A 23,610-nucleotide genomic window follows, 5' to 3' on the forward strand; every position below is an offset into this window, starting at 1 on the left:
GCCGGGTGGGCCGGGCGGCGATCCGCTTCAGCCCATCGCTGGGCTATTTACGCGGCAATGCCAGTGGCCGCCATCGCCGGCGGCTTCAACGATGCTCGGGCAGGTGCTCGAACAGGCTGCGGCATACGCCGATGATGTGCTGGTCGAGCAGGGTGACCGCCAGTTCGATGTCACGGGCGCGGCAGGCGGCGATGATCTCGCGGTGCTCGCGGTCGGCGCGATCCTTGCCCTCGGAGAGGCTCATCTGCATGCGCAGGTAGCGCTCCAGCTTGTCGTGGATGGAGCGGATCAGGCTGACCAGGAACGGACGTTGCGCCGGTTCGTAGAGGCAGGCGTGCAGCTCCCAGTTGAGTTCGGCCCAGCGGCCAATATCGTCCTCGCCGATGAACTCCTCGCAGATGCGCTCGGCGCGGGCGAAGGTCTCTTCGCTCATGTTGGGAATGGCCAGGCGCAGCACCTTGTCTTCGAGCAGGATGCGCACCTCGAACATCTGCGCCAGTTCCGGCTCGGAGATACGCGTGACCACCGCCCCCTTGTTGCGCTGGAACACCACCAGCCCCTCGGCCTCCAGGCGTTTGAGCGCCTCGCGCACGGGGATCTTGCTGACGTTGAACAGTTTGGCGATGTCGTCCTGACGCACCGGCTCGTCTTCGGCGAAATGGCCGGAGACGATGGCATCGCGCAGGTGCCGGGTGATCACCTCGGAGGCAGACGGAGTGATGCCCAGATTGGGGGCGTTCAGGGGTGGTAATGGCACGCGGTTGCACCGGTCAGGTGAAGAGTTTGGATATCATATACGAAATCCCTATAGCGAATTGCTCGCGCCGCTGAACTGTTCGGCCAGGGCGCCAATCTGCGTGCGTTCGTTGCGCACGAAATTGAAGAAGGCCTGGGCAACTGGCGACAGGTATTTACCCCGCGGGTGCACCACGCACCAGCTGCGCAGCAGTGGCAGTTCGGTCACGGGCAACTCACGCAACACGCCCAGCTGCAGCTCGCGGCGCACCGCATGGCGCGGTATCAGGGCCAGACCCAGACCGGCAATCACGCCTTCGCGCTGCCCTTCCATGGAGCCGACCTCCTGCAGCTGGGCAAAATGTGCACGCTTCTGGTGGCAGTACTCCTCGCAGGCTCGCCGGGTACCCGAGCCAGGTTCGCGCACCAGCAATGGCCAGGCGCATAGATCCTGCAGCTGCAACGATTGTGCCTGGCACAGTGGGTGATCGGGCGGCGCTACGGCGATGATCGGGTTGTTCAGGAACGGCAGGAATTCCAGAGACATGTCCGCCGGCACCTGCGACATGATCAGCAGGTCGTCGCGGTTGGCACTCAGGCGCCTGACCGCCTGGGCGTGATTGACTACGGTGAGTTGCAGGCTGACTTCCGGGTGCTCGCGGCGGAAGGCGGCGAACAGGTGCGGCATGAAGTACTTGGCGCTGGACTCGATGGCCAGGCTCAACTGGCCCTGCAGTGAGCCCTTGAGATCGGCCAGTTGCATGTCGAGGCTCTCCAGGCGCCCGAAGATGTCCTCGCTGGCGCGCTGCAGGGCTTCCGCCGCTTCGGTCAGGTACAGCTTTTTGCCGACGTAATCGAACAGCGGCTGATCGAGCAGCTCTTCGAGCTGGCGGATCTGCAGGCTGACGGCTGGCTGAGTCAGGGCCATTTCCTCGGCTGCGCGGCTGTAGGAGCGGTTGTCGCACACCGAACGAAACACCTGAAGTTGCCGAAAGGTCATGCGTAACAATGACTTGCGAATTTTCTTCACCACTCGAGTGAATGCTTGTTCGCCAAGCATAAGTTTTTACTTATGCATAACCCAACAATTATTGATTTTGGTTAATCCATTAGCGGGCGTAGGGTTGGTTGCAAGGCCGGGCGGACATATCCGGTCATACGCCGACTCGTTTGGGTCGCCTGTTCACGTGATCGAGGATGCTGGCTCGTGATCAAGAAAATCCTGATAGCCAACCGTGGCGAGATCGCCGTCCGCATCGTGCGGGCCTGCGCCGAGATGAACATTCGTTCGGTGGCCATCTATTCGGACGCCGACCGCCAGGCCCTGCACGTCAAACGTGCTGACGAGGCCTACGGTATTGGTGATGACCCGCTGGCGGGCTACCTGAACCCGCGCAAGCTGGTGAACCTGGCCGTGGAAACCGGCTGCGATGCGCTGCACCCCGGCTATGGTTTTCTTTCCGAGAACGCCGAGCTGGCAGAAATCTGCGCCTCGCGGGGCATCAAATTCATCGGCCCGAGCGCCGAGGTCATCCGCCGCATGGGCGACAAGACCGAAGCCCGGCGCAGCATGATCAAGGCCGGCGTGCCGGTGACGCCGGGCACCGAGGGCAACGTGGCGGATATCGCCGAGGCGCTGCTCGAAGGTGACCGCATCGGCTACCCGGTGATGCTCAAGGCCACTTCCGGTGGCGGTGGTCGGGGCATTCGCCGCTGCAACAGCCGTGAGGAGCTGGAGCAGGCGTTTCCAAGGGTGATTTCCGAGGCCACCAAGGCCTTTGGTTCGGCCGAGGTGTTTCTCGAGAAGTGCATCGTCAACCCGAAGCACATCGAAGCGCAGATTCTCGGCGACAGTTTCGGCAATGTGGTGCACCTGTTCGAGCGCGACTGCTCGATTCAGCGGCGCAACCAGAAGCTCATCGAAATCGCCCCCAGCCCGCAACTGACCCCTGAACAGCGTGCCTATATCGGCGACCTGGCGGTGCGTGCCGCCCAGGCGGTGGGCTACGAGAACGCCGGCACCGTGGAGTTCCTGCTCGCCGAGGGCGAGGTGTACTTCATGGAGATGAATACCCGGGTGCAGGTGGAGCACACCATCACCGAGGAAATCACCGGCATCGACATCGTTCGCGAGCAGATTCGCATCGCCTCCGGCCTGCCGCTGTCGATCAAGCAAGAAGACATCCAGTACCGCGGCTTCGCCCTGCAATTTCGTATCAACGCCGAGGACCCGCGCAACAACTTCCTGCCATCGTTCGGCAAGATCACCCGTTACTACGCCCCCGGCGGCCCGGGCGTGCGCACCGACACGGCGATCTACACCGGCTACACCATTCCGCCGTACTACGACTCCATGTGCCTGAAGCTGATCGTCTGGGCATTGACCTGGGAAGAGGCCCTGGCCCGTGGTTCCCGTGCGCTGGACGACATGCGCGTACAGGGTGTGAAGACCACCGCCACCTACTACCAGCAGATTCTCGCCAACGACGAATTTCGCAGTGGGCGCTTCAACACCAGCTTCGTCGACAACCATCCCGAGCTGCTCAACTACTCGATCAAACGCAAGCCGGGCGAACTGGCCCTGGCCATCGCCGCCGCCATCGCCGCCCATGCCGGCCTGTGAGGAACGCACCATGACAAGAAAGATCACGGTTACCGACACTATCCTGCGCGACGCCCACCAGTCGCTGCTGGCCACCCGCATGCGTACCGAAGACATGCTGCCGATCTGCGACAAGCTCGACAAGGTTGGCTACTGGTCGCTGGAAGTCTGGGGCGGCGCCACCTTCGATGCCTGCGTGCGCTTCCTCAAGGAAGACCCGTGGGAGCGCCTGCGCGAGCTGCGCGCGGCATTGCCCAACACCCGTCTGCAGATGCTCCTGCGCGGGCAGAACCTGCTCGGTTATCGCCACTACAGCGATGACGTGGTCAGCGCCTTCGTTGCCAAGGCGGCGGAGAACGGCATCGACGTGTTCCGCATCTTCGATGCCATGAACGACGTGCGTAACCTGCGCGTCGCCATCGAAGCGGTGAAGACCGCCGGCAAACACGCCCAGGGCACCATCGCCTACACCACCAGCCCGGTGCACACCGTCGATGCCTTCGTCGCCCAGGGCAAGGCCATGCAGGCAATGGGCATCGACTCCATCGCCATCAAGGACATGGCCGGTCTGCTCACGCCGTACGCCACGGCGGATCTGGTCAAGGCGCTGAAGGCCGAGATCGATCTGCCGGTATTTATCCACAGCCACGATACTGCGGGCCTGGGGTCGATGTGTCAGCTCAAGGCCATCGAGGCGGGCGCCGACCATATCGACACGGCCATCTCCAGCTTTGCCTGGGGTACCAGCCATCCTGGCACCGAGTCCATGGTCGCTGCGCTCAAGGGCAGTGAATACGACACCGGCCTGGATCTCTCGCTGATCCAGGAAATCGGCATGTACTTCCACGCGGTACGCAAGAAGTACCACCAGTTCGAAAGCGAATTCACCGCCGTCGATACCCGCGTGCAGGTCAACCAGGTACCGGGCGGGATGATTTCCAACCTGGCCAACCAGCTCAAGGAGCAGGGCGCTCTTAACCGCATGAACGAAGTACTGGCGGAGATTCCGCGGGTGCGCGAAGACCTCGGCTTTCCGCCGCTGGTCACGCCGACCTCGCAGATCGTCGGTACCCAGGCGTTCTTCAACGTGCTCGCCGGCGAGCGCTACAAGACCATCACCAACGAGGTGAAGCTCTACCTGCAGGGCGGCTACGGCCAGGCGCCGGGCAAGGTCAGCGAGACGCTGCGCAAGCAGGCCATCGGCAATGAAGAGGTGATCGACGTGCGCCCCGCCGATCTGCTCAAGCCGGAGATGGACAAGCTGCGCGGGCAGATCGGCGACCTGGCCAAGTCCGAAGAGGACGTGCTGACCTTCGCCATGTTCCCGGACATAGGCCGCAAGTTTCTCGAGGAGCGTGAAGCCGGCAGCCTGCAACCCGAGGTGCTGCTACCTATTCCCGATGGCAGCGGTGTGGCGGCAGTAGGCGGAGCAGGTGTGCCGACCGAGTTCATCATCGACGTGCACGGCGAAAGCTACCGCGTGGATATCACCGGCGTCGGCGTCAAGGGTGAGGGCAAGCGGCACTTCTACCTGTCCATCGACGGTATGCCCGAAGAAGTGGTGTTCGAGGCGCTCAACGATTACGTCGCCGGTGGCACCGGCAGCAAGCGCCGCACCGCCAGTGCGCCGGGTGACGTGAGCACCAGCATGCCGGGCAACATCGTCGACGTGCTGGTCAAGGAGGGCGACACCGTAAAGGCCGGGCAGGCCGTGCTGATCACCGAGGCGATGAAGATGGAAACCGAAGTGCAGGCGCCCATCGCCGGCACCGTCAAGGCTGTGCACGTGGCCAAAGGCGACCGGGTCAACCCGGGTGAGGTGTTGATCGAAGTCGAAGCCTGACGGCTAGCAATTCACCTCTGGGGGCCTGGCAAGGCTCCCTTTTTTTGCCTGGCATTTGCCGCAGCTATCGCACTTTTCATATTTCCCTTGTTCATATCGGCGCCGTCGCTTGCGTTGGCTCCGCTGCTTTGGCATACAGCGGCTGCGTTCGTACCGCGTCGCTTCGGATTCACCGGAGCTCTGCATTTTAGCCGTCGCTCCTGAAGGGGCGAGGTCAACCCTGATAGGGATATTTCATGCTCCGTCGCTGCTTTTTCCTCATGCTGTTGCTCAGCCTGGCCGCCTGCTCCAATGGCCGCAAAATCGACTATTCCCAGGCGTATCCCGAGGTGCCGCAAGCCTTCGCCAAGTCCGTCGAAGTGCAGGTCATCGACGACCGCCCCTATGTGCTGTCCGGTAACAAGAAGGGCCATTTCGTCGGGCTGATCCGCGGCAGCTATTACATTCCCTATGACGTCAACACCCGTTCTGGCGAGCCGCTGGCGCAGGAGCTGCAGAAGTCCTTGCTGGGAGGTTTCGAGCGCAAAGGCGTCAAGGCCCGCGCCGTCGATAGCAAGGTAAGCCAGGCGTCTTCCGCCGATGCCATGCTGCTGTCGATTCGCGTGCGTGAATGGAAGAGCGAGAGCTTCATGGGTGTAGTGCTGACCCACGCACTGACTGCCGACGTATTCGATAGCCGCGGTCAGCGCCTGGCCTCGGTGCCGCTGCAGGGCTCGTCCACCGTTTATGACTTCACCGATTCCGGCAAGACCATCCTCTCCAGCGCGCTGACCCAGCAGACCGTGCAGAAGGCTTTGAATGGCGAGCAGGTCGAGGTCGTCGAGGCAGCCGAGATCAAGGAAGGTTCGGTGCGTCGCGACCCGGCCGGGTTGTTCACCCCGCCGGCTGCCCGTGACGGGGTGTACTGAGCAGATGGTGCCTGCGGTTCGGCTAGCCAGTCATGGTCGCTGAGCCGCCGCTGACCATTGGGCTGGGTTCGCACATCGCGTGTGCTGGCATTCGTTGTAGCGCGGTGTCATAACCCTCTCAGGAATCGGTCTAACGATCAGCCTGCCCAGGCGCTCGGGGCGGGCTACAATGGCCGACCGTTTCAATTGGTTATTCGAAGGTCTATATGAATCTCTCCATTCCTGCTGCGGCGCCGGCCAATCGTCCGGGCACGCCGTTGGTTGCCGTGGCGCTGCTGCTGGCGGGTGCCCTGGCGCTCACCTTCGCGGTGAGTGGTCGTCAGGCGTTGCTGTTCATCGTCGGTGGTGCGTTGGGCCTGGTGCTTTACCACGCAGCATTCGGTTTCACCTCGGCCTGGCGTGTGCTGCTCAACGAGCGCCGTGGCGCTGGCCTGCGTGCGCAGATGGTCATGCTGGCGATTGCCGTGCTGCTGTTCTTCCCGGCGCTGTCGGCGGGCACGCTGTTCGGTGAGCCGGTCAAGGGGCTGGTGGCGCCGGCAGGTACCTCGGTAATCGTCGGTGCCTTCATCTTTGGCATCGGCATGCAGCTGGGCGGCGGGTGTGCATCCGGCACGCTGTTCACCGTGGGTGGCGGCAACGCGCGGATGCTGGTGACACTGCTGTTCTTCATCATCGGTGGCGTTGGCGCGACTCATCATCTGGAGTGGTGGTCGGCCCTGCCGAGCCTGCCGCCAACCTCCATCGTCACCAGCCTGGGGCTGGTGCCCGCGCTGCTGGTCAGCCTCGCGTTGTTCGCCGCCATCGCGGCAATCAGCGCCCGTCTGGAGCTGCGTCGGCATGGCAGCCTGGAGCGGGCGGCGCCGAGTGAGCAGCAGGGCTGGCAGCGTTTCCTGCGTGGCCCCTGGCCGCTGATCTGGGGCGCAGTGCTGCTGGCGCTACTCAACTTCGCCACCCTGGCTCTGGCCGGTCGCCCGTGGGGCATCACGTCGGCGTTCGCGCTGTGGGGCGCCAAGGTGCTGCAGGGCACCGGTGTCGACGTTTCCGCCTGGGCGTTCTGGCAACAACCGGGCAATGCCCAAGCGCTGGCCGCGCCGCTGTGGGAAGACATCACCACGGTAATGGATATCGGCATCGTCATCGGTGCACTGCTGGCCGCTGGGCTGGCCGGACGTTTCGCGCCGAACCTGAACATTCCGCTGCGTTCGCTGATCGCCGCAGTGATTGGTGGCCTGCTACTCGGCTATGGCTCGCGTCTGGCCTATGGCTGCAACATCGGCGCCTACTTCAGCGGCATTGCCTCCGGTAGCCTGCACGGGTGGCTGTGGCTGGTGGCGGCGTTCATCGGCAATGGCGTGGGCGTGCGTCTGCGGCCATTTTTCTTCCCTGGCGAGCGACGCGAGGCGAAGCTGACGGGATGCTGATGGCCAGCCGCGTAAGGTCAGCCGCGCTGCTTGTTGGCGTGGCGCTGACCGTTGCATTGAGCGGCTGCCAATCCCCGCTGCAACGGCTCGACGAGTTGGCGGGCGAGCAGGGCCAGCGCGTGCAAACACTCGACCTCAAGCCCTTCCCGTTGCTCCTCAGCGCGCCGAATAACGCGGTGTCCGCGTCGCGCATCCGGGTTTATTTGGAGGGCGATGGCCAAGCCTGGGCCACGCCTTCGCAGCCCAGTCTCGACCCGTCTCCCCGCGACTTGCTGGTGGCCCGTCTGGCGTTCGCCGATCCGACGCCGAGCCTGTACCTGGCGCGGCCCTGTCAGTTCGTACGCAGCGATGCCTGCGAAACCGCGCTGTGGACGAATCGGCGCTTTGGCAACGAGGTGCTGGCCAGCCTCGACGGCGCCCTCGATCTGATCAAGACGCGCTACGGCAACCGTGACTTCGAACTGGTCGGCTACTCCGGTGGCGCGGCGCTGGCCCTGCTGCTCGCCGCCCGCCGTGATGATGTCGCCAGCGTACAGACCCTCGCGGGCAATCTGAGCCCGCGCTATTGGGTGCAACTGCAGCAGTTGAGCCCGCTGGATGGCTCCCTGGAGCCGCTGGATTATCGTCAACGTCTTGCACTGATTGCTCAGCGTCATCTGGTCGGCGACGAGGATCGCGTAGTGCCCGCCGACGTCCTGGGCCATTACCTCGATGGGCTTGGCGAAGCGCGTTGTATGGAAGCCGTCAGCCTGCCACACGTGTCGCACCGCGATGGTTGGGAGGCCGCCTGGGCACAGTGGCGGCAGCAGCCGTTGAAGTGCGCCGAATAGTTTCTGGCGGAGGCCGATCAGGCGAGGCGATCGCACTGATTCAGTGCATCGCAGCAGAGAAATTCCCCGTTTTTTCAGCCCCTTTCGCGGGCAAGTTGTTATAGCCTTGCCGTCCTGGCAACAATCGGCACCGTCGCAATCGATTGATTCGCCTAACATTTCGTTACGTTCCTGGCGTTCGTAACGCGGTCACCAACGTTGCACGGACGCATCTGCGTTCATTCCTCGACATCCCGCGCTACCAGCCCCGGGTGCCGTTCCTGCCGGCCACGAGCCGCAACTGGATAGAACAAGAAGGACATCCTCGATGGAACAATTTCTCGCTGTGCTCTCGGCCATCAGTGGCTTTATCTGGGGGCCGTTTCTGCTCATCCCCTTGTTGCTGCTCACCGGTTTGTACCTGACCATTCGCCTGCGTGGCATCCAGTTCCGCGTGCTCGGCCATGCCTTCTGGCTGGCCTTCGTAAAGCGCAAGGAAAAGGGCGACGTACCCGGTGACGTCACCCATTACCAAGCCCTGGCCACTGCATTGGCGGCGACCATCGGCGTCGGCAATATCGCGGGTGTCGCGACGGCCATCGGTATCGGTGGCCCGGGCGCACTGTTCTGGATGTGGATGACCGGCCTGGTCGGCATGGCCACCAAGTACTCCGAAGCACTGCTGGGCGTGAAGTACCGGGTCACCGATGCCAGGGGCGAGCAGAGCGGCGGGCCGATGTACTACCTCACGCGTGGTGTCGGCGGCACCCTGGGCAAGACGCTGGGTATCGCTTTTGCCATCTTCGGTGCGATCGCTTCGTTCGGCATCGGCAACATGGTGCAAGCCAACACCGCTGCCCATCAGCTCTATGACACCTGGGGCATCTCGCCCACCGCCACTGGCTTGGTGATGGCCATTGCGACTGCCGTGGTGATCATCGGTGGGATCAAGAGTATCGGCCGTTTTGCTGCGGGCGTGGTGCCGGTGATGATCGTGCTGTACATCATCAGCAACATCGCCGTGCTGGTGGTGTTCGCCGACCGTCTGCCAGACGCCATCGTACTGGTGTTCACCGATGCCTTCAGCGGTAGCGCCGCGGCCGGTGGTTTCCTTGGTTCGAGCATCATTCTGGCCGTGCAGATGGGCGTGGCGCGGGGCATCTTTTCCAACGAATCCGGCCTGGGTACGGGCGCCATCGCCGCGGCCGCAGCGAAGACCGACAAGCCGGTACGCCAGGCCATGGTCTCGATGACCCAGACCTTCCTCGACACCTTGGTCATGGTGACCTTCACCGCCTTCGCGATCATCGTCACCGGCGCATGGACGCAGGAAGGCCTCAAGGGCGCGCCGATGACCGCCTGGGCGCTGGAGCAGGGCCTGGGTGGCGGCTGGGGTATCTACACGGTGACCATCGGTGTGCTGGTGTACGCCTTCACCACCATTCTCGGCTGGTCGTACTACGGTGAGCGCTGCATGGAGCGGCTGATGGGCCGCGTTGCGGTGATGCCGTATCGGCTGATCTTCTCGATGGTGGTGTTCGTCGGCGCAGTGACGTCGCTGGAAGTGGTGTGGACTTTCTCCGACATCGCCAACGGTCTGATGGCGCTGCCCAACCTGATCGGCCTGTTGTTGCTCTCCGGCATCGTGGTCAAGGAAACCCGCGATTACATGAGCCGCAAGAATTGGAAGACCGAGGACTGATTGTGGTGCTACGTAGACGTTATCGTAGGATGGTGTTGAGCGCAGCGATACCCATCAAGGGGCACCCGTAAATCCCCGATGGGTATCGTCGCTTTGCTCCTCAACCCATCCTACGAGCTTGGTCGCCAATGAAAACGCCCCGCACGAGCGGGGCGTTTTCGTTTTGCGGCGCTGGTTTTATAGCCCGCAGACGCTGCCGTCGCTACGCGGGTCGGCGGCGCCTTCCAGGATGCCGTTGGGATGGCGCAGCAGGGCGCCGGCGTGGCCCATGGTGTCGCTGAAGGCTTCGTCCAGCACATCGATGACATGCCCGGCCTGGCGCAGCCGCTCGACCAGTTCGCTCGGGAAACGGCTTTCCAGCTTGAGCGTGGTGCTTACATCCCCCCAAGTGCGGCCGAGCAGCCAGCGCGGGGCGCTGACGGCGGCCTGCAGGTCGCTACCCAGGCGGTAGCGGCTGAGGATCGCGGCCTGAGTCTGTGGCTGGCCTTCGCCGCCCATGGTGCCGTAACTCAGGGTGCGCCCATCGTCGAACAGTGCCAGAGCCGGGTTGAGGGTGTGGAAGGGCTTGCGGCCCGGTTCCAGGGTCTGCAGCGCGGCGGGATCGAGGGAGAAACTGATACCGCGGTTCTGCCAGGCGACGCCGGTAGACGGCAACACCACACCGGAGCCGAACTCCCAGTACACGCTCTGGATGAAGCTGACGGCGCGGCCCTGATCGTCGATGCAGCCCATCCAGATGGTATCCCCGGGCGCAGCCGGTTGTGGCCACGGCAGCGCGTGTTGCGGGTCGATGGCGGCGGCCAGGCGTTGCAGGTTGGCGTCGTCCAGCAAGGCTTGTGGATCTTGCGGCACACGGCCTGGGTCGGTTACCACGCGGTCGCGGATCAGGAACGCTTGCTTGGTCGCTTCCACCAGCCCGTGCACATGCTCGAAACCTTCGGCCTGCTCGACCGCGAGCTTTTCGAAGATGCCGAGGATCAGCAGCGATGCCAGGCCCTGGGTCGGCGGCGGCATGTTGTACAGGGTGGCGTCGTTCAGGCGCACGCTCAGCGGTTCGACCGCGCGGGCCCGGTAACCCTGCAGATCGGCCAGACGCAGCGGGCTGCCCAGGCGCTCGAGATCGGCGGCCATGCGCGTGGCCAGTTCACCGCGGTAGAAGTCGTCCAGGCCGGCATCGGCAAGGCGCTGCAGGGTTTCGGCCAGGGCCGGCTGGCGCAGCAGATCGCCCTCCTTGGGCGCCTGGCCATCGTTCAGGTAGACGTCGGCGAAACCAGGCACATCCATCAGTTCGGCCAGTTTGCCTTGGGTCAGTTGCGCCTGGCTGCGGCTGACCACGATGCCGCGGCGGGCATGGCCGATGGCGTCGCTCAGCAGGTCGGGCAGAGGCATGCCCGGCCCCCAGTGGGCGGTCTGTGCCAGTGCTTCGGCCCAACCGCCGACGGTGCCCGCCACGGTCAGCGCAGCCAGCGGGCCGCGGCTGGGAATCTGCGCGTGGCCGGCGTAGAAATCGCGATCGGCTAGGGTGGCACTGCTGCCGCAGGCGTCGATGGCCAGCGGCTGCTTGCCGGGCTCGTGAATCAGCCAGAAACCATCGCCGCCAATGGCGTTCATGTGTGGATAGACCACGGCGATGGTCGCCGCTGCCGCGACCATCGCTTCCACGGCGTTACCGCCGGCCTTGAGCACGTCGCGCCCGGCCTGGGCGGCAAGATGATGGGGAGCGACGAACAGGCCGCCGGTGGCGTGGGTGCTCTTGAGCATGGGATCAGGTTCCTTGTTGTTTTCGGGCCGCACTGATCATAACGGTACGGCTCGCTGGGGCGCCTCTAAAAACGTTGGTGCGGCTGGATGACAGCGCAGATGGTTTTTAGAGGTGCCCGTTATTGGCGTCACCAGCCGATAGCGGCAGGCAGCCAGGTCGCCAGGGACGGGAAGCAGAACACCACGGCCACCGCGAGCATCTGCAGGAATACGTACGGCAGGGCGCCGATGTAGATGTCCCTCGTGCTGATCCCCGGTGGCGCGACGCCCTTGAGGAAGAACAGCGCCCAACCGAAAGGTGGTGTCAGGAAGGACATCTGCAGGTTCAGCGCCACAAGGATACCCAGCCACACCAGGTCGGTGTCGTAGGCGATGAACACCGGCAGGAACATCGGCAGGGCGATGTAGGAGATCTCGATCCACTCGAGGAAAAAACCGAGCACGAACAGCACCGCCATGAGGAACAGGATCGCCCCCAGTTCGCCGCCTGGCAGCATGGTGAACAGGTCATGCACCAGGGCCTCGCCGCCGAGGCCGCGGAAGGCCAGGGAGAAGGGCTGAGAGCAGAGCAGGATCAGGAAGATCATCGCGCTGATGGTCAGGGTGCCGTGCAGGGTGGCCTTCAGCGTCGGCCAGCTCAGGCGACCTGAAACCGCAGCGATGAGCAACGCGCCGAGTGCGCCCATGGAGGCCGCTTCGGTAGGCGCCGCGACGCCGCCGATGATCGAGCCGAGCACCGCCATCACCAGCAGCAGAGGTGGCAGCACGCTGCGCGCCATGTCCTTGAGCAATTGCTTGCGGCTGGTCAGGGCGCGTTCTTCTGCAGGAATCGCCGGCACCCAGTCCGGGCGCAGCCAGCCGAGCAGTAGCATGTAGGCCACGTAGATCAACGCCAGCACCAGGCTGGGAATGAAGGCCGCAGCGAAGATCGAACCCACCGATTGGCCGAGGATATCGGCCAGCAGAATCAGCACCAGGCTGGGCGGGATGATCTGCCCGAGGGTGCCGGACGCGCAGATGGTGCCGCAGGCCACGGTCTTGTTGTAGCCGCGGCGCAGCAGCGTGGGCAGGGTCAGCAGGCCGATGGTTACCACCGTGGCACCGACGATACCGGTGGAGGCGCCGAGCAGCACGCCGACCAGAATGATCGCCAAGCCCATGCCGCCGTTCAGGCCGCCCATGGCGCGGCCAATCGTATCGAGCATGTCTTCGGCGACCCTGGACTTCTCCAGCATCACCCCCATGAACGTGAACAAGGGTATCGCCAGCAGTGTGTAGTTGCTGACCACACCGAACATGCGTGCCGGCAGCAGCGCGAAAAGCATCGGGCCGAAGCCGATCATGCCGGCGACGAACCCTGATACGGCCAGGGAAATGGCCACCGGCACCCCCGCCATCATCATGGCGAAGAAGCCGAAGACCATGGCGATGGCCAACCATTCATTGGGGCTCATGCGCGTACCTCCCCAGGCGAGGCGGGCTGCAGCAGGGTGCACAGTGCCCGCAGGCTATCGGCCACGCCCTGCAGGCCCAACAGACCGAAACCCAGAGGCAGGAAGGCCTTGACCAGGAAGCGATACGGCAGGCCACCCGGGTCGGGCGAGCCTTCACCGATGTTGTAGGACTGCATCGTGTAGTTGAACGCCAGGCGAGCGATGTAGAAACCGATTGCCGCGGTGGCGATCCCGCTGAATAGGTCAACGGCGGCCTTGGTCTTCACGCTGAATTTTTCGTAGAGAAAGTCCACGCGCACGTCCTGACGGTGCTTCAGGGTGTAGGAGATACCGAGCAGGGCGATGGGCGAGATCAGGTACCACTCCAACTCCTGCAGGGCGACCGGGCTGAAGTCGAACAGGTAGCGCATCAGCACATCGAACGACACCAGCAGCACCAGAAGCAGTACGCAGGCCCGGGCGATAAAGCCCAGGGCCTCGACCAGCCCTTCGATACGGCTGACGATAGGCATCATGACTCGCCCATCCCGATTTCCATGAAGGCCTTCTCTCCCACCGAGGCCCAGGAGATGTACTGCTTGCGAAAGGCGAAGAAGTGCTCGTAGACCTTCTTGGTCGCCGGGTCGCTCGCCGCCATGCTCGACAGGGTGTCGTGGGTGACTTCACGCAGACGCTTGATGATGTCGTCCGGCAGCGGTCGGGCGATCACGCCCTGGTTGTTGACCAGATCCTGCATGGCTTCGGCGTTGACCGCGTCGCACCATGACCAGCTGTCGTTGTTGCAGGCCTGGGCGCAGAAACGCACGATCGCCTGGAGGTCGGCTGGCAGGCTGTCCCAGGCCTGTTTGTTGATGATCAGCTCGGTGACGTTGGTCGGCTCGTGCCAGCCGGTGGTGTAGTAGTTCTTCGCCGCCTTGTGCAGGCCCATGCGGCGATCCTGATAGGGGCCGACGAACTCGGCGGCGTCGATCACGCCACGCTCCAGAGCGGGGAAGATCTCGCCGCCGGGCAGCAGGCGTACGGCCACGCCCAGTTCGCTGTAGACCTTGCCGGCTAGCCCTGCGATACGCATCTTCAGGCCTTTCAGGCTATCGACGTTTTCCAAGGGCTGGCGGAACCAGCCGGTCATCTGCGTGCCGGTGTTGCCCATGGGCATGGGCACCAGGCCGTGGGGTTCGTAGAGCTCTTCCCAGAGCTTGAGGCCGCCGCCGTTGTACAGCCAGGCGTTCATGCCCTGAGTGTTCATGCCGAACGGCACGGCAGTGAAGAACTGCGCCGCAGGAATCTTGCCGGCCCAGAAGAAGGCGTTCGCGGCGTTCATCTCCACCATACCGCTGGAGACGGCGTCGAAGCCCTCCAGCGCAGGAATCAGCTCACCGGCGGCGAAGTGCTGGATCTTCAGGCGTCCACCGGACATTTCCTCCACGCGTTTGCAGAAGTCGGTCGGGCTGCCCGGGCCCTGCACGTAGAAGGGCGAGCCCGGCGCATAGGCGTTGGTCATCTTCCAGTTGAAGGTCTTGCTGCTGACAGCCGCACTGGCCACACCGCTGGCACCCATCGCCAGGCCAGCACCTGCTGCGAGGGCGCCGGCGCCGATGAAGTTACGTCGATTGAGGCTCATGGGATTCTCCTTTCACTGTGGCCATTGCGACGGGCGTTTGCCTGCCGGATGTAAAGTCGTTACCGAATGCCTTCAGCAACAGCCATGCCAGGAGAAAATTATTTTAACTATATGATTTTAAATGAATTATCTGATTGTCCAGATTTGCCTTCGAAATGCCAAACGCACACAAAACAAGCGTGGCGGAGGTTCTTGAGGTGACGAAACGGTAACTGCAGCAGCGAGTGCTGAACATTTGTCAGGTCACGCCGGTTATCCGGGTACGTTCCGGTAAGCAGGGCTGCGGCGAGCGAACGAATGTCATTTGTGCACCAAAACGCACCGAGGGCACGCTTTTGACGCAGTGCGCAGCATCGCCGAACACATGCAGTGAACGTCGAACAGCGGCTTACAGACGCGCGCCGCCACGCCGATGCTTGACCCGGGTCATCAGTGCCTTGCAATCGACCGTGAGAATTTCCGGGTGATTGAAGATGTGCTGGCGCACGAAGCCATCGAAGGTTTCGTAGCTGTCGGTCAGGGTGTGGATATGCAGGCTTTTCAGGTCGCTCATGATGTACAGGCTGACCACTTCCATGGTCGCTGAAAGCCGTTCGGCGACGGCCTCTATGGCGTGCGGCGCGACGGTCAGATCGACGAAGGTGGAGATGCCCTTGCCGAGTTTCTCCGGGTTGACCACCGCAGTGAATTTCTCGATCACGCCGCTCTCGACCAGGGCCTGCACCCGGGTGCGGGCATGAGCGCGGGAGATATTAAGTTGGCGGGCGATATCGGCGAAGGAAGTGCGTGAATCCTTGATCAGGATATTCAGCAGCGCGTTGTCCAGTTTGTTCATGGGTAGGGCTTATCGAAGCGAGTGTGGCAACAGGGATGCGCTTTGCATGCCAATTTCCGGCGTGAGGTGAATGCCAGTGGAGCCAGCTTGCCGGCGATTGAGCCGTGCCGCCATTTTGCAGAACGGCGGCTAGCGCATCGCCCGCAAGCGGGCTCCTACATGGCGCGGGCATCCACACGGTCGCGTAGGAGCCGGGGGGGCGCCTAGCCCTTGCCGGCGATTGGCAGCCATGCCGCCATCTTGCAGAACGGCCGCTAGCGCATCGCCCGCAAGCGGGCTCCTACATGGGCTTTGGTATTCACGCGGTGGCGTAGGAGCCGGGGTGAACTAGCCCTTGCCGGCGATTGGGAGACCTGCCGCCATTTTGCAGAACGGCCGCTATCGCATCGCCCGCAAGCGGGCTTACAGGGTGGCGGCACGCCGGGCAGCATGCAGTCGGCTCAGAACAGTTTGCGGTACTGCTCGAACCCCGAGTGTTCGCCGATGCGCTCGTAGAGCAGCTTGGCCTTGGCATTGGTTTCGTGGGTCAGCCAGTGCACGCGGGAGCAACCGGCGGCCTGAGCGACGGCATAGACGTGCTCAATCAACTGACGGCCAACGCCATTGCCGCGTACGTCCTTGCCGATGAACAGATCCTGCAGGTAGCAGTAGTCGCCGGTGGTCCAGCAGGAGCGGTGGTAGATCCAGTGCACCAGGCCGATCGCCTCGCCGTCGCGCCAGGCGAGGGCGGCGAACATCGGCTCGGCAGGATCGAGAAAGCGCTGCCAGGTGGTGGCGCTGACGTCCGCATCGATCTCGGTCATGTAGAAGCGCTGGTAGCCCTGCCACAACGGCAGCCAGGCAGCATGGTCGTCAGCGGTGACGGCGCGTATTTCCACAGGGATGCGGACGGTCATGGGCAGCTCTCCTGAAAGTCGGTCGACCGCCATCCTGCGATGCCGGGGCCGGCATCGCAAGCATCCGTGCAGGTGAAGCGGCCTAGCGCCCGTTCAGATAGGCCTTGCCGTAATGACGCTCGAGGCGTGCCTGGATCAGCTCCAGGCCGATCGACAGCAGCCAGTAGATCACTGCCGCGGTGGTCAGCATCTCGATGTAGCGGTAGGACGAGCGGCCATAGGACTGGGCCAGGAACATCACTTCCCAGACGCCCATTACCGAGATCAGCGACGAGTCCTTGAGCATGGAAATGAACTGGCTGGTGGTCGGCGGAATGATGGTGCGCATCGCCTGGGGCAGCGTCACCCGCCAGAAGATCACCGCCGGCTTGAGCCCGAGTGCCAGGGAGGCTTCGCGCTGGCCGGGGGCAACGCCGATCAGCCCGGCGCGGAAGATCTCGCTCAGGTAGGCGCCGTAGTTCAGCGACAGGGCGATGATCCCGGCGGTGATCGCGCCCGGCACCAGGCCCAGCTGCGGCAGGCCCAGATAGATCAGCAGGATCTGGATCAGCAACGGCGTGCCACGGAAGAACGAGGCGTAGAAGCTGGCGATCCCGAACGCCACGGCGCTCTTCGACAGGCGCGCCAGGGCGGTGACGAAGCCCAGCGCCAGGGATGCCCAGATCGAGCAGAAGCATAGGAACAGGGTCAGCGCCGCGCCCTGCAGAAAGCCGTTGGGTGCCAGGTTGGCGCCGAGCAGGTTGGGGAGCTTGTCGAGGATGATCGAGAACTTCAGGTCGAAGCTCAGGAAGAACGCCACGCACAGGGCGAACATGATCGCCCAGGTGACATACAGGCGGGTGCGAAAGCCGAACAGACGCTGCAGCAACGACTCGCCCGCCATGGGTGGCGGGCGAGGGGATTCAGGTGGGGGTGTCATTGGCTGATATCGGAACCGATCCACTTCTTGGAGATGGCCGCCAGGGTACCGTCCTTGCGCAGCTCTGCGAAGACGCTCTCGACCTTGGCGCGCCACTCGGCGTCATCCTTCTCGATGGCCACGGCATTCGGTTCGGCATACAGCGCGGTGCCGGCCAGCTTGAAGCGCTTGTCCTGATCGATGCGCGGCTGCGCGGTGACCAGGTTGGTGAGGATGGCATCGAGACGCACGCCGGCACCCAGGGCGAGGTCGTGGAAGGCCACGGTATCGTTGTCGTACGGCGCGACCTGTACGGCGTCGAACGGGTACTCCAGCGGTTTGTCTTCTGCGCCTTCGATGACCAGATCCTTGTTCAGGTAGCCTTCGTACGAAGAAGCACTGGTGACGCCGACCTTCAGGCCGGAAAGATCCTTGGCCGACTGGATGCGCTCGTCCGCGGCGTTGACCACGATCACCGCCGGGGATGCGTAATAGGTGACGGGAAAATCGAAGACCTGGGCGCGAGCCTGGCTTGGCGTCATCGAGCAGATGCAGATGTCGTAGCGACCGTTCCAGCGGCCAGCGGCGATCACATCCCAGGACGGCGTTTCCAGGCGCAACTTGACGCCGAGCTTGTCAGCCACTGCCTTGGCCACATCGACGTCGAAACCGTCGAGCTGGTTGTCGTCGTTGAGAAAGGAGAACGGCGGATAGTTTTCCATCAGCACATTGACCAGCTCACCGTTCTTCTCGATGCGGTCGAGTGTAGGGCCTGCCAGAGCCAGGTTGCAGAAGGAAGCGAAGGTCAGGCCGAGGGCCGCGAATAGCGTGGTTTTCACAGGATTCCTTAAGCACGAAAAGAGTTGTGACAGGCGAATTGTGTGTATTAAATAGTTATAAATGAATGTGTCCAAATGAATTTAATGCATATCGATATGACTGGAGTTTATATGAGCGAGCGACCTCTGATTTTGCTGGACGGGGGTATGGGCCGTGAGCTGCAGCGCCGTGGCGCGCCGTTTCGTCAGCCGGAGTGGTCGGCGCTGGCTCTGAGCGAGGCGCCCGAGCAGGTGGAAGCCGTGCATGCCGCCTATATCGCCAGCGGCAGCCAGGTGATCACCAGCAACAGTTACGCGGTGGTGCCCTTTCATATCGGTGAGCAGCGCTTCGCCGACGAAGGCCGCGCCCTTGCCGAGCGTGCCGGTCAGCTGGCGCGCAACGCGGCTGATCGGGCTGCCACCGGGGTACGGGTCGCGGGCTCGTTGCCGCCGCTGTTCGGCTCCTATCGGCCTGATCTGTTCCAGCCCGAACGGGTGACCGAGGTGCTGACGCCGCTGATAGAAGGTTTGGCGCCTCACGTCGATCTGTGGCTGGCCGAAACCCAGAGTGCTATCGCCGAAGCACGGGCCATTCGTGCCCATCTGCCAGATGACGGCAAGCCGTTCTGGTTGTCCTTCACCCTGCGTGACGAAGACACCGACGAGGTGCCGCGCCTACGCTCCGGCGAGCCGGTGGCCGATGCTGCCCGCGCTGCCGCCGAACTGGGTGTCGAGGTGCTGCTGTTCAACTGCAGCCAGCCGGAGGTGATCGGCACGGCCATCGACGTGGCGCGCGAAACCTTCGCCAGCCTCGGCGCGGACATCGCCATTGGTGCCTACGCCAATGCCTTCCCGCCGCAGCCCGAAGAGGCCACCGCCAACGATGGCCTGGACCCGCTGCGCGAGGATCTCGACCCGCCCGGTTATCTGCGCTGGGTAGCCGACTGGCGCGCCCGTGGGGCCAGTCATCTGGGCGGCTGCTGTGGCATCGGCCCGGAACATATCGCGGTGCTGGCGCAGCGCCTGAACTGATCAATCAGGTTCGGCATGCCATGTGCTCTGAATGGCGATCCAGGCGTCTTCCTAGGGTCGCTCAGGCACCTTGCCGAGCATCACTGCGAGTCCGAGCATGCAAGCGTTGCTGAATGAAGTCCTCGATCAAGTCAGGCCGCTGATTGGCAAAGGCAAGGTTGCCGATTACATCCCGGCGTTGGCCGATGTGCCTGCCGATCGCTTGGGCATCGCGGTGTATGGCAACGACGGCGAGCTGTTCACCGCCGGTGATGCGCAGACACCGTTCTCGATCCAATCCATCTCCAAGGTGTTCAGCCTGGTGCAAGCGATCCAGCACAGCGGCGAGGCCATCTGGGAGCGGCTTGGTCACGAGCCTTCCGGGCAGCCGTTCAACTCGCTGCTGCAGCTGGAACTGGAGAACGGCCGACCGCGCAATCCGTTCATCAATGCCGGCGCATTGGTGATCAGCGACATCAACCAGTCACGCTTCGCTGCCCCGGTGCTGTCGATGCGCGATTTCGTCCGGCGCCTGTCAGGCAACGCCCATGTGTCGGTGGATATGCGCATCGCCGAGTCCGAGTACCAGCATCGCGCGCGCAATGCGGCGATGGCATATCTGATGCAATCGTTCGGCAATTTTCACAACGATGTGGAGATGGTGCTGCGCGGCTACTTCAGCCATTGCGCCCTGAGCATGAATTGCGTCGACCTGGCCAAGGCCTTCTGCTTTCTGGCCAACGACGGCTTCTGCAAGCACAGCGGCGAGCAGATTCTCACGGCACGGCAGACCCAGCAGGTGAACTCGATCATGGCCACCAGCGGGCTGTACGACGAAGCGGGTAACTTCGCCTATCGCGTTGGCTTGCCGGGCAAGAGCGGCGTGGGTGGCGGCATCGTCGCGGTGGTGCCGGGGCAGTACACAATCTGCGTGTGGTCGCCCGGGCTCAACGCAGCCGGCAACTCGTTGGCCGGCATGGCGGCGCTGGAAGTGCTTAGTGAGCGGATTGGCTGGTCGGTGTTCTGAGAGAGAGGAACCGAGGGGCTCGATTCCTCTTCCATTCGGGCTGCCAAGGCGGCGGCCCAGGCATCAGTTGTTGTCGCGGTATTCCTGGCGCAGCGTCCACAGATCCTGGTGGGTGCAGGAGCTGGGCATGGCGCGGGTCATGTCGTAGCAACGTTGGCCGAAGCCCATTGGCCAGTAGATGATGCTGTACGGCGGCCAGAAGATCGACACCACGCGAAAGCGCGTGCGCAGCTTGCCTTCGGCGAGGGTTTCACCGGTCGCGCTGGTCAGCTTGTACGGCACGCCGCCAGTACGGTTCCAGAAGAATGGGCGGGTTTTCACCAGGCCTTGGGGATGTTGCTCAGCGCGTTCGTTGACGCTGATGGTGGCGTGCTCTGGCAGCTTGAAAAAGGCTTTGGTCGAGCAGCCGGTGACGGCCAGGAGGAGCAGCAGGAAAACGCTGGAGCGAAGCAAAGGCATGGGACGTCCTTGTGGGCAGGAAGTAAACGGAAAAGTGACTAGTTATGTCAGCGGGGCGCGACTATACCGGCTCGTCGCGCTGCGATCCATGACTCACTCCGCACGCTCACCACACAGATCCAGGCTGAACAGGCGCTCCACTTCATCCTGCGGCAAACCCGCGCTCAGCAACGCGAAGAGTTTGCCCAGCGCCGCTTCGCGGGTCATGCCGCCAGCCGAGACCAGGCCCACCTCGGCCAGTTGGCTGCCGGCGGCGTACACACCGAACTCCACATGCCCTTGCGCGCACTGGCTGATCGCCGCCAGCACCACGCCCCGCTCGTGGGCCTCGCGCAGTACGTCAAGCAGCTCGGCGTTGTCCGACGGGCCGGTGCCGCTGCCATAGCACTCCAGCAGCAGGGCTTGCACGCCGCTGCTCAGCAGGGCACGCAGGTGGCTGGCACGCAGGCCGGGGATCAACGGCAGGGCGAGCAGGTTGACCGGCTGGCGCTGCTGGCGGAAGTCGATGGGTGCGGGCAGTTCGGCCAGCCGCTCGCTGTGCCGCAGGCGCGGCATGATCTGGAACGCGTCGAAGGCATCGCTGCGCAGTTTGCTGACGCGAGCGCCGTGCATCAGCGCGCCGTCGAAATACAGGTGCACGCCCGCCTGGACACCATCGTGCAACGCCTGCATGGCGCCGAACAGATTGCGCCACGCATCGCTGTTCTCCGCGCCTGCCGGCTGCATGGAGCCTGTCAGCACCACCGGCACCGGCAGCCCCAGCAGCAGAAAGCTCAGCGCCGCGGCGCTGTAGGCCAGTGTGTCGGTGCCGTGCAGCACCAGAACGCTGTCACAGCCATCCTGCTCGATGCCCTGGCGGATCGCCGCGACCATTGCCAGCCAGTTGTCCTGGCTCATGTTGGCGCTGTCGATCGGCGGCAGCAGCTCGCGGAAAATCCACGCTGGCACCTGCTCGCTCTGTTCCGTCTGCTGTGCGCGCAGGCGCGCCTCGAAGCCGGAGGCAGGGGCCAGGCCGGCAGCGCTCATCTGCATGCCGATGGTGCCGCCGGTATAAAGCACGAGGAGTTTTTGCGCTGCAGGCATGCCTTTTTCCTTATTGAAAGAATGGGTATGGAAAGCGGCAGGATACATCTGATTGCCACTCATGAAAGACCTGGGGGTGATCTGAAGACGAAGCCCTGCACGGCTCGCCAAGTGGCGCGCCAGGTGAACGGCAGAAAAGGAGAGCCGCGACTTGGGCGGCGAATCGGGCGACACGAGGCGTGTCGCCCGATCAGGCTGGACGACTCAGCGTTGAGTCGGCAGCAGTTCCGGTGCGCTCTGTGGCTGAGCGTCAGCGGTTGGCTTGGCGGCCGGCCAGGAGGCGCGGTCGAGATCCAGGTCAGCGAACTTGGAACCGTCGAATACGGGCTGGGCGATGCCGGCCTTGCGCTGCTCGTCGTAGTCCTTCATGACCCGCAGGCCGACCTTGATCAACATGGCCAGAGCGGTCAGGTTGACGAACGCCAGGCAGGTCATGGTGATGTCGGCGAAGGCGAACACGGTGCCCAGGTTCTGCATCGAACCCCAGCAGATCAGCGCCAGTACCAGGCCGCGGTAGACGAGCAGGGCGACCTTGCTGCGACCGACCAGGAACTGCAGGGCGTTCTCGCCGAGGTAGTAGTTGTAGAGGATGCAGGTGAACACGAACAGGCTCAGTGCCACGCTGATGAAGGTACGACCCCAGTCACCGACGACTGCTGCCAGGGAGTTCTGGGTGAGAACGATACCGTCGCCTTCGAAGCCCGGAGTGTAGAAGCCGGACAGCAGGATCAGCAGGGCGGTACAGGTGCAGATCACGAAGGTATCGAGGAACACGCTGAACGCCTGAACCACGCCTTGTGCAGCCGGGTGCTTGACCGAGGCGACAGCCGCGACGTTAGGCGCGCTGCCCAGACCGGCTTCGTTGGCGAACACGCCGCGTTTTACACCCATCACGATGGCGCTGCCGAGCAGGCCAGCGAACGCAGGCTCGAGGCCGAAGGCGCTCTTGACGATGGTCGCCAGCATGGCCGGCACGTGTTCGATCTGGATGGCGATGACGTAGAGGGTCACTGCGATGTAGATCAGAGTCTTGACCGGAACCAGCAAATCCGAGACCGACGCGATGCGCTTGATGCCACCGATGAACACCAGGCCCAGCAGTACGGCCAGGGCGATGCCGCTGTATTGCACCGGAATGTCGAAGGCGTTCTGCAGCGAGTGGGTCACGGTGTACGACTGCAGGCCGTTGAAGGCGAAGCCGTAGGTGACCAGCAGCAGGACGGCGAAGGTCATCGCCATCCAGCGCAGCTTCAGGCCGTGCTGGATGTAGTAGGCCGGGCCGCCGCGGTACAGGCCGTCACCGTCGCTGCGTTTGTAGACCTGGGCGAGGGTACATTCGAAGAAGCTGCTGGACATGCCGACCAGTGCAGTCACCCACATCCAGAACACCGCGCCTGGGCCGCCGAGAGTCACGGCGATACCGACACCCGCGATGTTACCGGCACCCACACGACCGGCGAGGCTGAGCATCAGCGCCTGGAACGAGCTGAGTTGGCCGCCGCTGCTGCGCAGCGATTCCTTGAACACACTGAACATGTGTATGAAGTGACGGAACTGGACGAAGCGGGAGCGCAGGGTGAAGTAGCTACCCAGGCCGACGATGAGCACGATCAACACCTTCCCGGACAGGAAGTCGTTCAGTACTTCGAGCATGATGAATCCTCGGTTCTTATTGTGAGCTTTCGCGAAAAGTGCGAAGCGGTTTGCGGTGGATGATTTTTGAGCAA

General features: G+C 63.4%; 21 protein-coding genes. 8 read left to right on the forward strand and 13 right to left on the reverse strand.

The annotated features are described in order from the left end of the window. Positions 1-85 precede the first annotated feature (85 nt). The gene (locus tag K5Q02_RS04940) at positions 86-757 is read right to left on the reverse strand and encodes a GntR family transcriptional regulator (protein WP_225836991.1); all 672 of its coding nucleotides are present in this window, start codon (positions 755-757) and stop codon (positions 86-88) included. Positions 758-805: 48 nt separating this feature from the next. After that, entirely contained in the window at positions 806-1,756 is a 951-nt protein-coding gene (locus K5Q02_RS04945; protein WP_329959559.1) for a LysR family transcriptional regulator, read from the reverse strand. A 186-nt stretch (positions 1,757-1,942) separates the two neighbouring features. Here K5Q02_RS04945 and K5Q02_RS04950 point away from each other — a divergent pair, with 186 nt between their 5' ends. The 6 genes from K5Q02_RS04950 (at position 1,943) to K5Q02_RS04975 (ending at position 10,020) form a co-directional block, all read left to right on the forward strand. After that, the gene (locus tag K5Q02_RS04950; protein WP_225836995.1) at positions 1,943-3,358 is read left to right on the forward strand and encodes an acetyl-CoA carboxylase biotin carboxylase subunit; all 1,416 of its coding nucleotides are present in this window, start codon (positions 1,943-1,945) and stop codon (positions 3,356-3,358) included. 10 nt (positions 3,359-3,368) lie between these two features. Beyond that, positions 3,369-5,180, forward strand: a complete 1,812-nt coding sequence (oadA, locus tag K5Q02_RS04955) for a sodium-extruding oxaloacetate decarboxylase subunit alpha (RefSeq protein WP_225836997.1) — start codon at positions 3,369-3,371, stop codon at positions 5,178-5,180. A gap of 236 nt (positions 5,181-5,416) precedes the next feature. Beyond that, entirely contained in the window at positions 5,417-6,088 is a 672-nt protein-coding gene (locus K5Q02_RS04960; RefSeq protein ID WP_225836998.1) for a hypothetical protein, read from the forward strand. A gap of 206 nt (positions 6,089-6,294) precedes the next feature. Beyond that, on the forward strand, positions 6,295-7,509 hold the full coding sequence (locus tag K5Q02_RS04965) for a YeeE/YedE family protein (protein ID WP_225837000.1): 1,215 nt from the start codon (positions 6,295-6,297) through the stop codon (positions 7,507-7,509). Next, positions 7,509-8,339, forward strand: a complete 831-nt coding sequence (locus K5Q02_RS04970) for an alpha/beta hydrolase (protein ID WP_442963961.1) — start codon at positions 7,509-7,511, stop codon at positions 8,337-8,339. The genes K5Q02_RS04965 and K5Q02_RS04970 overlap by 1 nt, the downstream gene beginning before the upstream one ends. 307 nt (positions 8,340-8,646) lie before the next feature. Beyond that, a complete protein-coding gene (locus K5Q02_RS04975; protein WP_225837004.1) occupies positions 8,647-10,020 on the forward strand; it encodes an alanine/glycine:cation symporter family protein in 1,374 nt (457 codons plus the stop codon). Positions 10,021-10,197: 177 nt separating this feature from the next. On the opposite strand, the gene K5Q02_RS04980 is transcribed toward K5Q02_RS04975, so the two are convergent. From K5Q02_RS04980 to K5Q02_RS05015, 8 genes are all read right to left on the reverse strand, one after another. Continuing rightward, complete coding sequence (locus K5Q02_RS04980) at positions 10,198-11,781, reverse strand: gamma-glutamyltransferase family protein (protein WP_225837006.1); 1,584 nt, start codon at positions 11,779-11,781, stop codon at positions 10,198-10,200. A 128-nt stretch (positions 11,782-11,909) separates the two neighbouring features. Further along, positions 11,910-13,235: a TRAP transporter large permease gene (locus K5Q02_RS04985; protein ID WP_225837007.1), complete on the reverse strand. Its 1,326-nt coding sequence runs from the start codon at positions 13,233-13,235 to the stop codon at positions 11,910-11,912. After that, positions 13,232-13,750: a TRAP transporter small permease subunit gene (locus tag K5Q02_RS04990; protein WP_225837009.1), complete on the reverse strand. Its 519-nt coding sequence runs from the start codon at positions 13,748-13,750 to the stop codon at positions 13,232-13,234. Before K5Q02_RS04990 ends, K5Q02_RS04985 begins: the two co-directional genes overlap by 4 nt. Further along, a complete protein-coding gene (locus K5Q02_RS04995; protein ID WP_225837011.1) occupies positions 13,747-14,856 on the reverse strand; it encodes a TRAP transporter substrate-binding protein in 1,110 nt (369 codons plus the stop codon). Before K5Q02_RS04995 ends, K5Q02_RS04990 begins: the two co-directional genes overlap by 4 nt. A 388-nt stretch (positions 14,857-15,244) precedes the next feature. Then, entirely contained in the window at positions 15,245-15,691 is a 447-nt protein-coding gene (locus K5Q02_RS05000) for an Lrp/AsnC family transcriptional regulator (RefSeq protein ID WP_225837012.1), read from the reverse strand. A gap of 440 nt (positions 15,692-16,131) precedes the next feature. After that, a complete protein-coding gene (locus K5Q02_RS05005) occupies positions 16,132-16,587 on the reverse strand; it encodes a GNAT family N-acetyltransferase (RefSeq protein ID WP_225837014.1) in 456 nt (151 codons plus the stop codon). Between the two features lie 82 nt (positions 16,588-16,669). Beyond that, positions 16,670-17,506: an amino acid ABC transporter permease gene (locus K5Q02_RS05010; RefSeq protein WP_225837015.1), complete on the reverse strand. Its 837-nt coding sequence runs from the start codon at positions 17,504-17,506 to the stop codon at positions 16,670-16,672. Next, positions 17,503-18,324 carry an ABC transporter substrate-binding protein gene (locus tag K5Q02_RS05015; RefSeq protein WP_442963962.1) on the reverse strand — a complete coding sequence of 274 codons (822 nt, stop codon included), beginning with the start codon at positions 18,322-18,324 and terminating at the stop codon, positions 17,503-17,505. Before K5Q02_RS05015 ends, K5Q02_RS05010 begins: the two co-directional genes overlap by 4 nt. Positions 18,325-18,435: 111 nt before the next feature. Between K5Q02_RS05015 and K5Q02_RS05020 the strand changes: the two genes are divergently transcribed. After that, on the forward strand, positions 18,436-19,335 hold the full coding sequence (locus tag K5Q02_RS05020; protein ID WP_225837017.1) for a homocysteine S-methyltransferase family protein: 900 nt from the start codon (positions 18,436-18,438) through the stop codon (positions 19,333-19,335). Positions 19,336-19,432: 97 nt separating this feature from the next. Continuing rightward, entirely contained in the window at positions 19,433-20,341 is a 909-nt protein-coding gene (gene glsB, locus K5Q02_RS05025) for a glutaminase B (RefSeq protein ID WP_225837019.1), read from the forward strand. Between the two features lie 63 nt (positions 20,342-20,404). Here the strand turns inward: glsB and K5Q02_RS05030 are convergent, their stop codons facing one another. The 3 genes from K5Q02_RS05030 to K5Q02_RS05040 form a co-directional block, all read right to left on the reverse strand. Next, a complete protein-coding gene (locus tag K5Q02_RS05030) occupies positions 20,405-20,800 on the reverse strand; it encodes a hypothetical protein (protein WP_225837020.1) in 396 nt (131 codons plus the stop codon). Between the two features lie 93 nt (positions 20,801-20,893). Continuing rightward, a complete protein-coding gene (locus tag K5Q02_RS05035; RefSeq protein WP_225837030.1) occupies positions 20,894-21,883 on the reverse strand; it encodes an asparaginase in 990 nt (329 codons plus the stop codon). A gap of 204 nt (positions 21,884-22,087) precedes the next feature. Beyond that, on the reverse strand, positions 22,088-23,536 hold the full coding sequence (locus tag K5Q02_RS05040) for an alanine/glycine:cation symporter family protein (RefSeq protein ID WP_225837032.1): 1,449 nt from the start codon (positions 23,534-23,536) through the stop codon (positions 22,088-22,090). Positions 23,537-23,610 lie beyond the last annotated feature (74 nt).

The organism is Pseudomonas sp. MM211, assembly GCF_020386635.1.
Lineage (GTDB): Bacteria > Pseudomonadota > Gammaproteobacteria > Pseudomonadales > Pseudomonadaceae > Aquipseudomonas.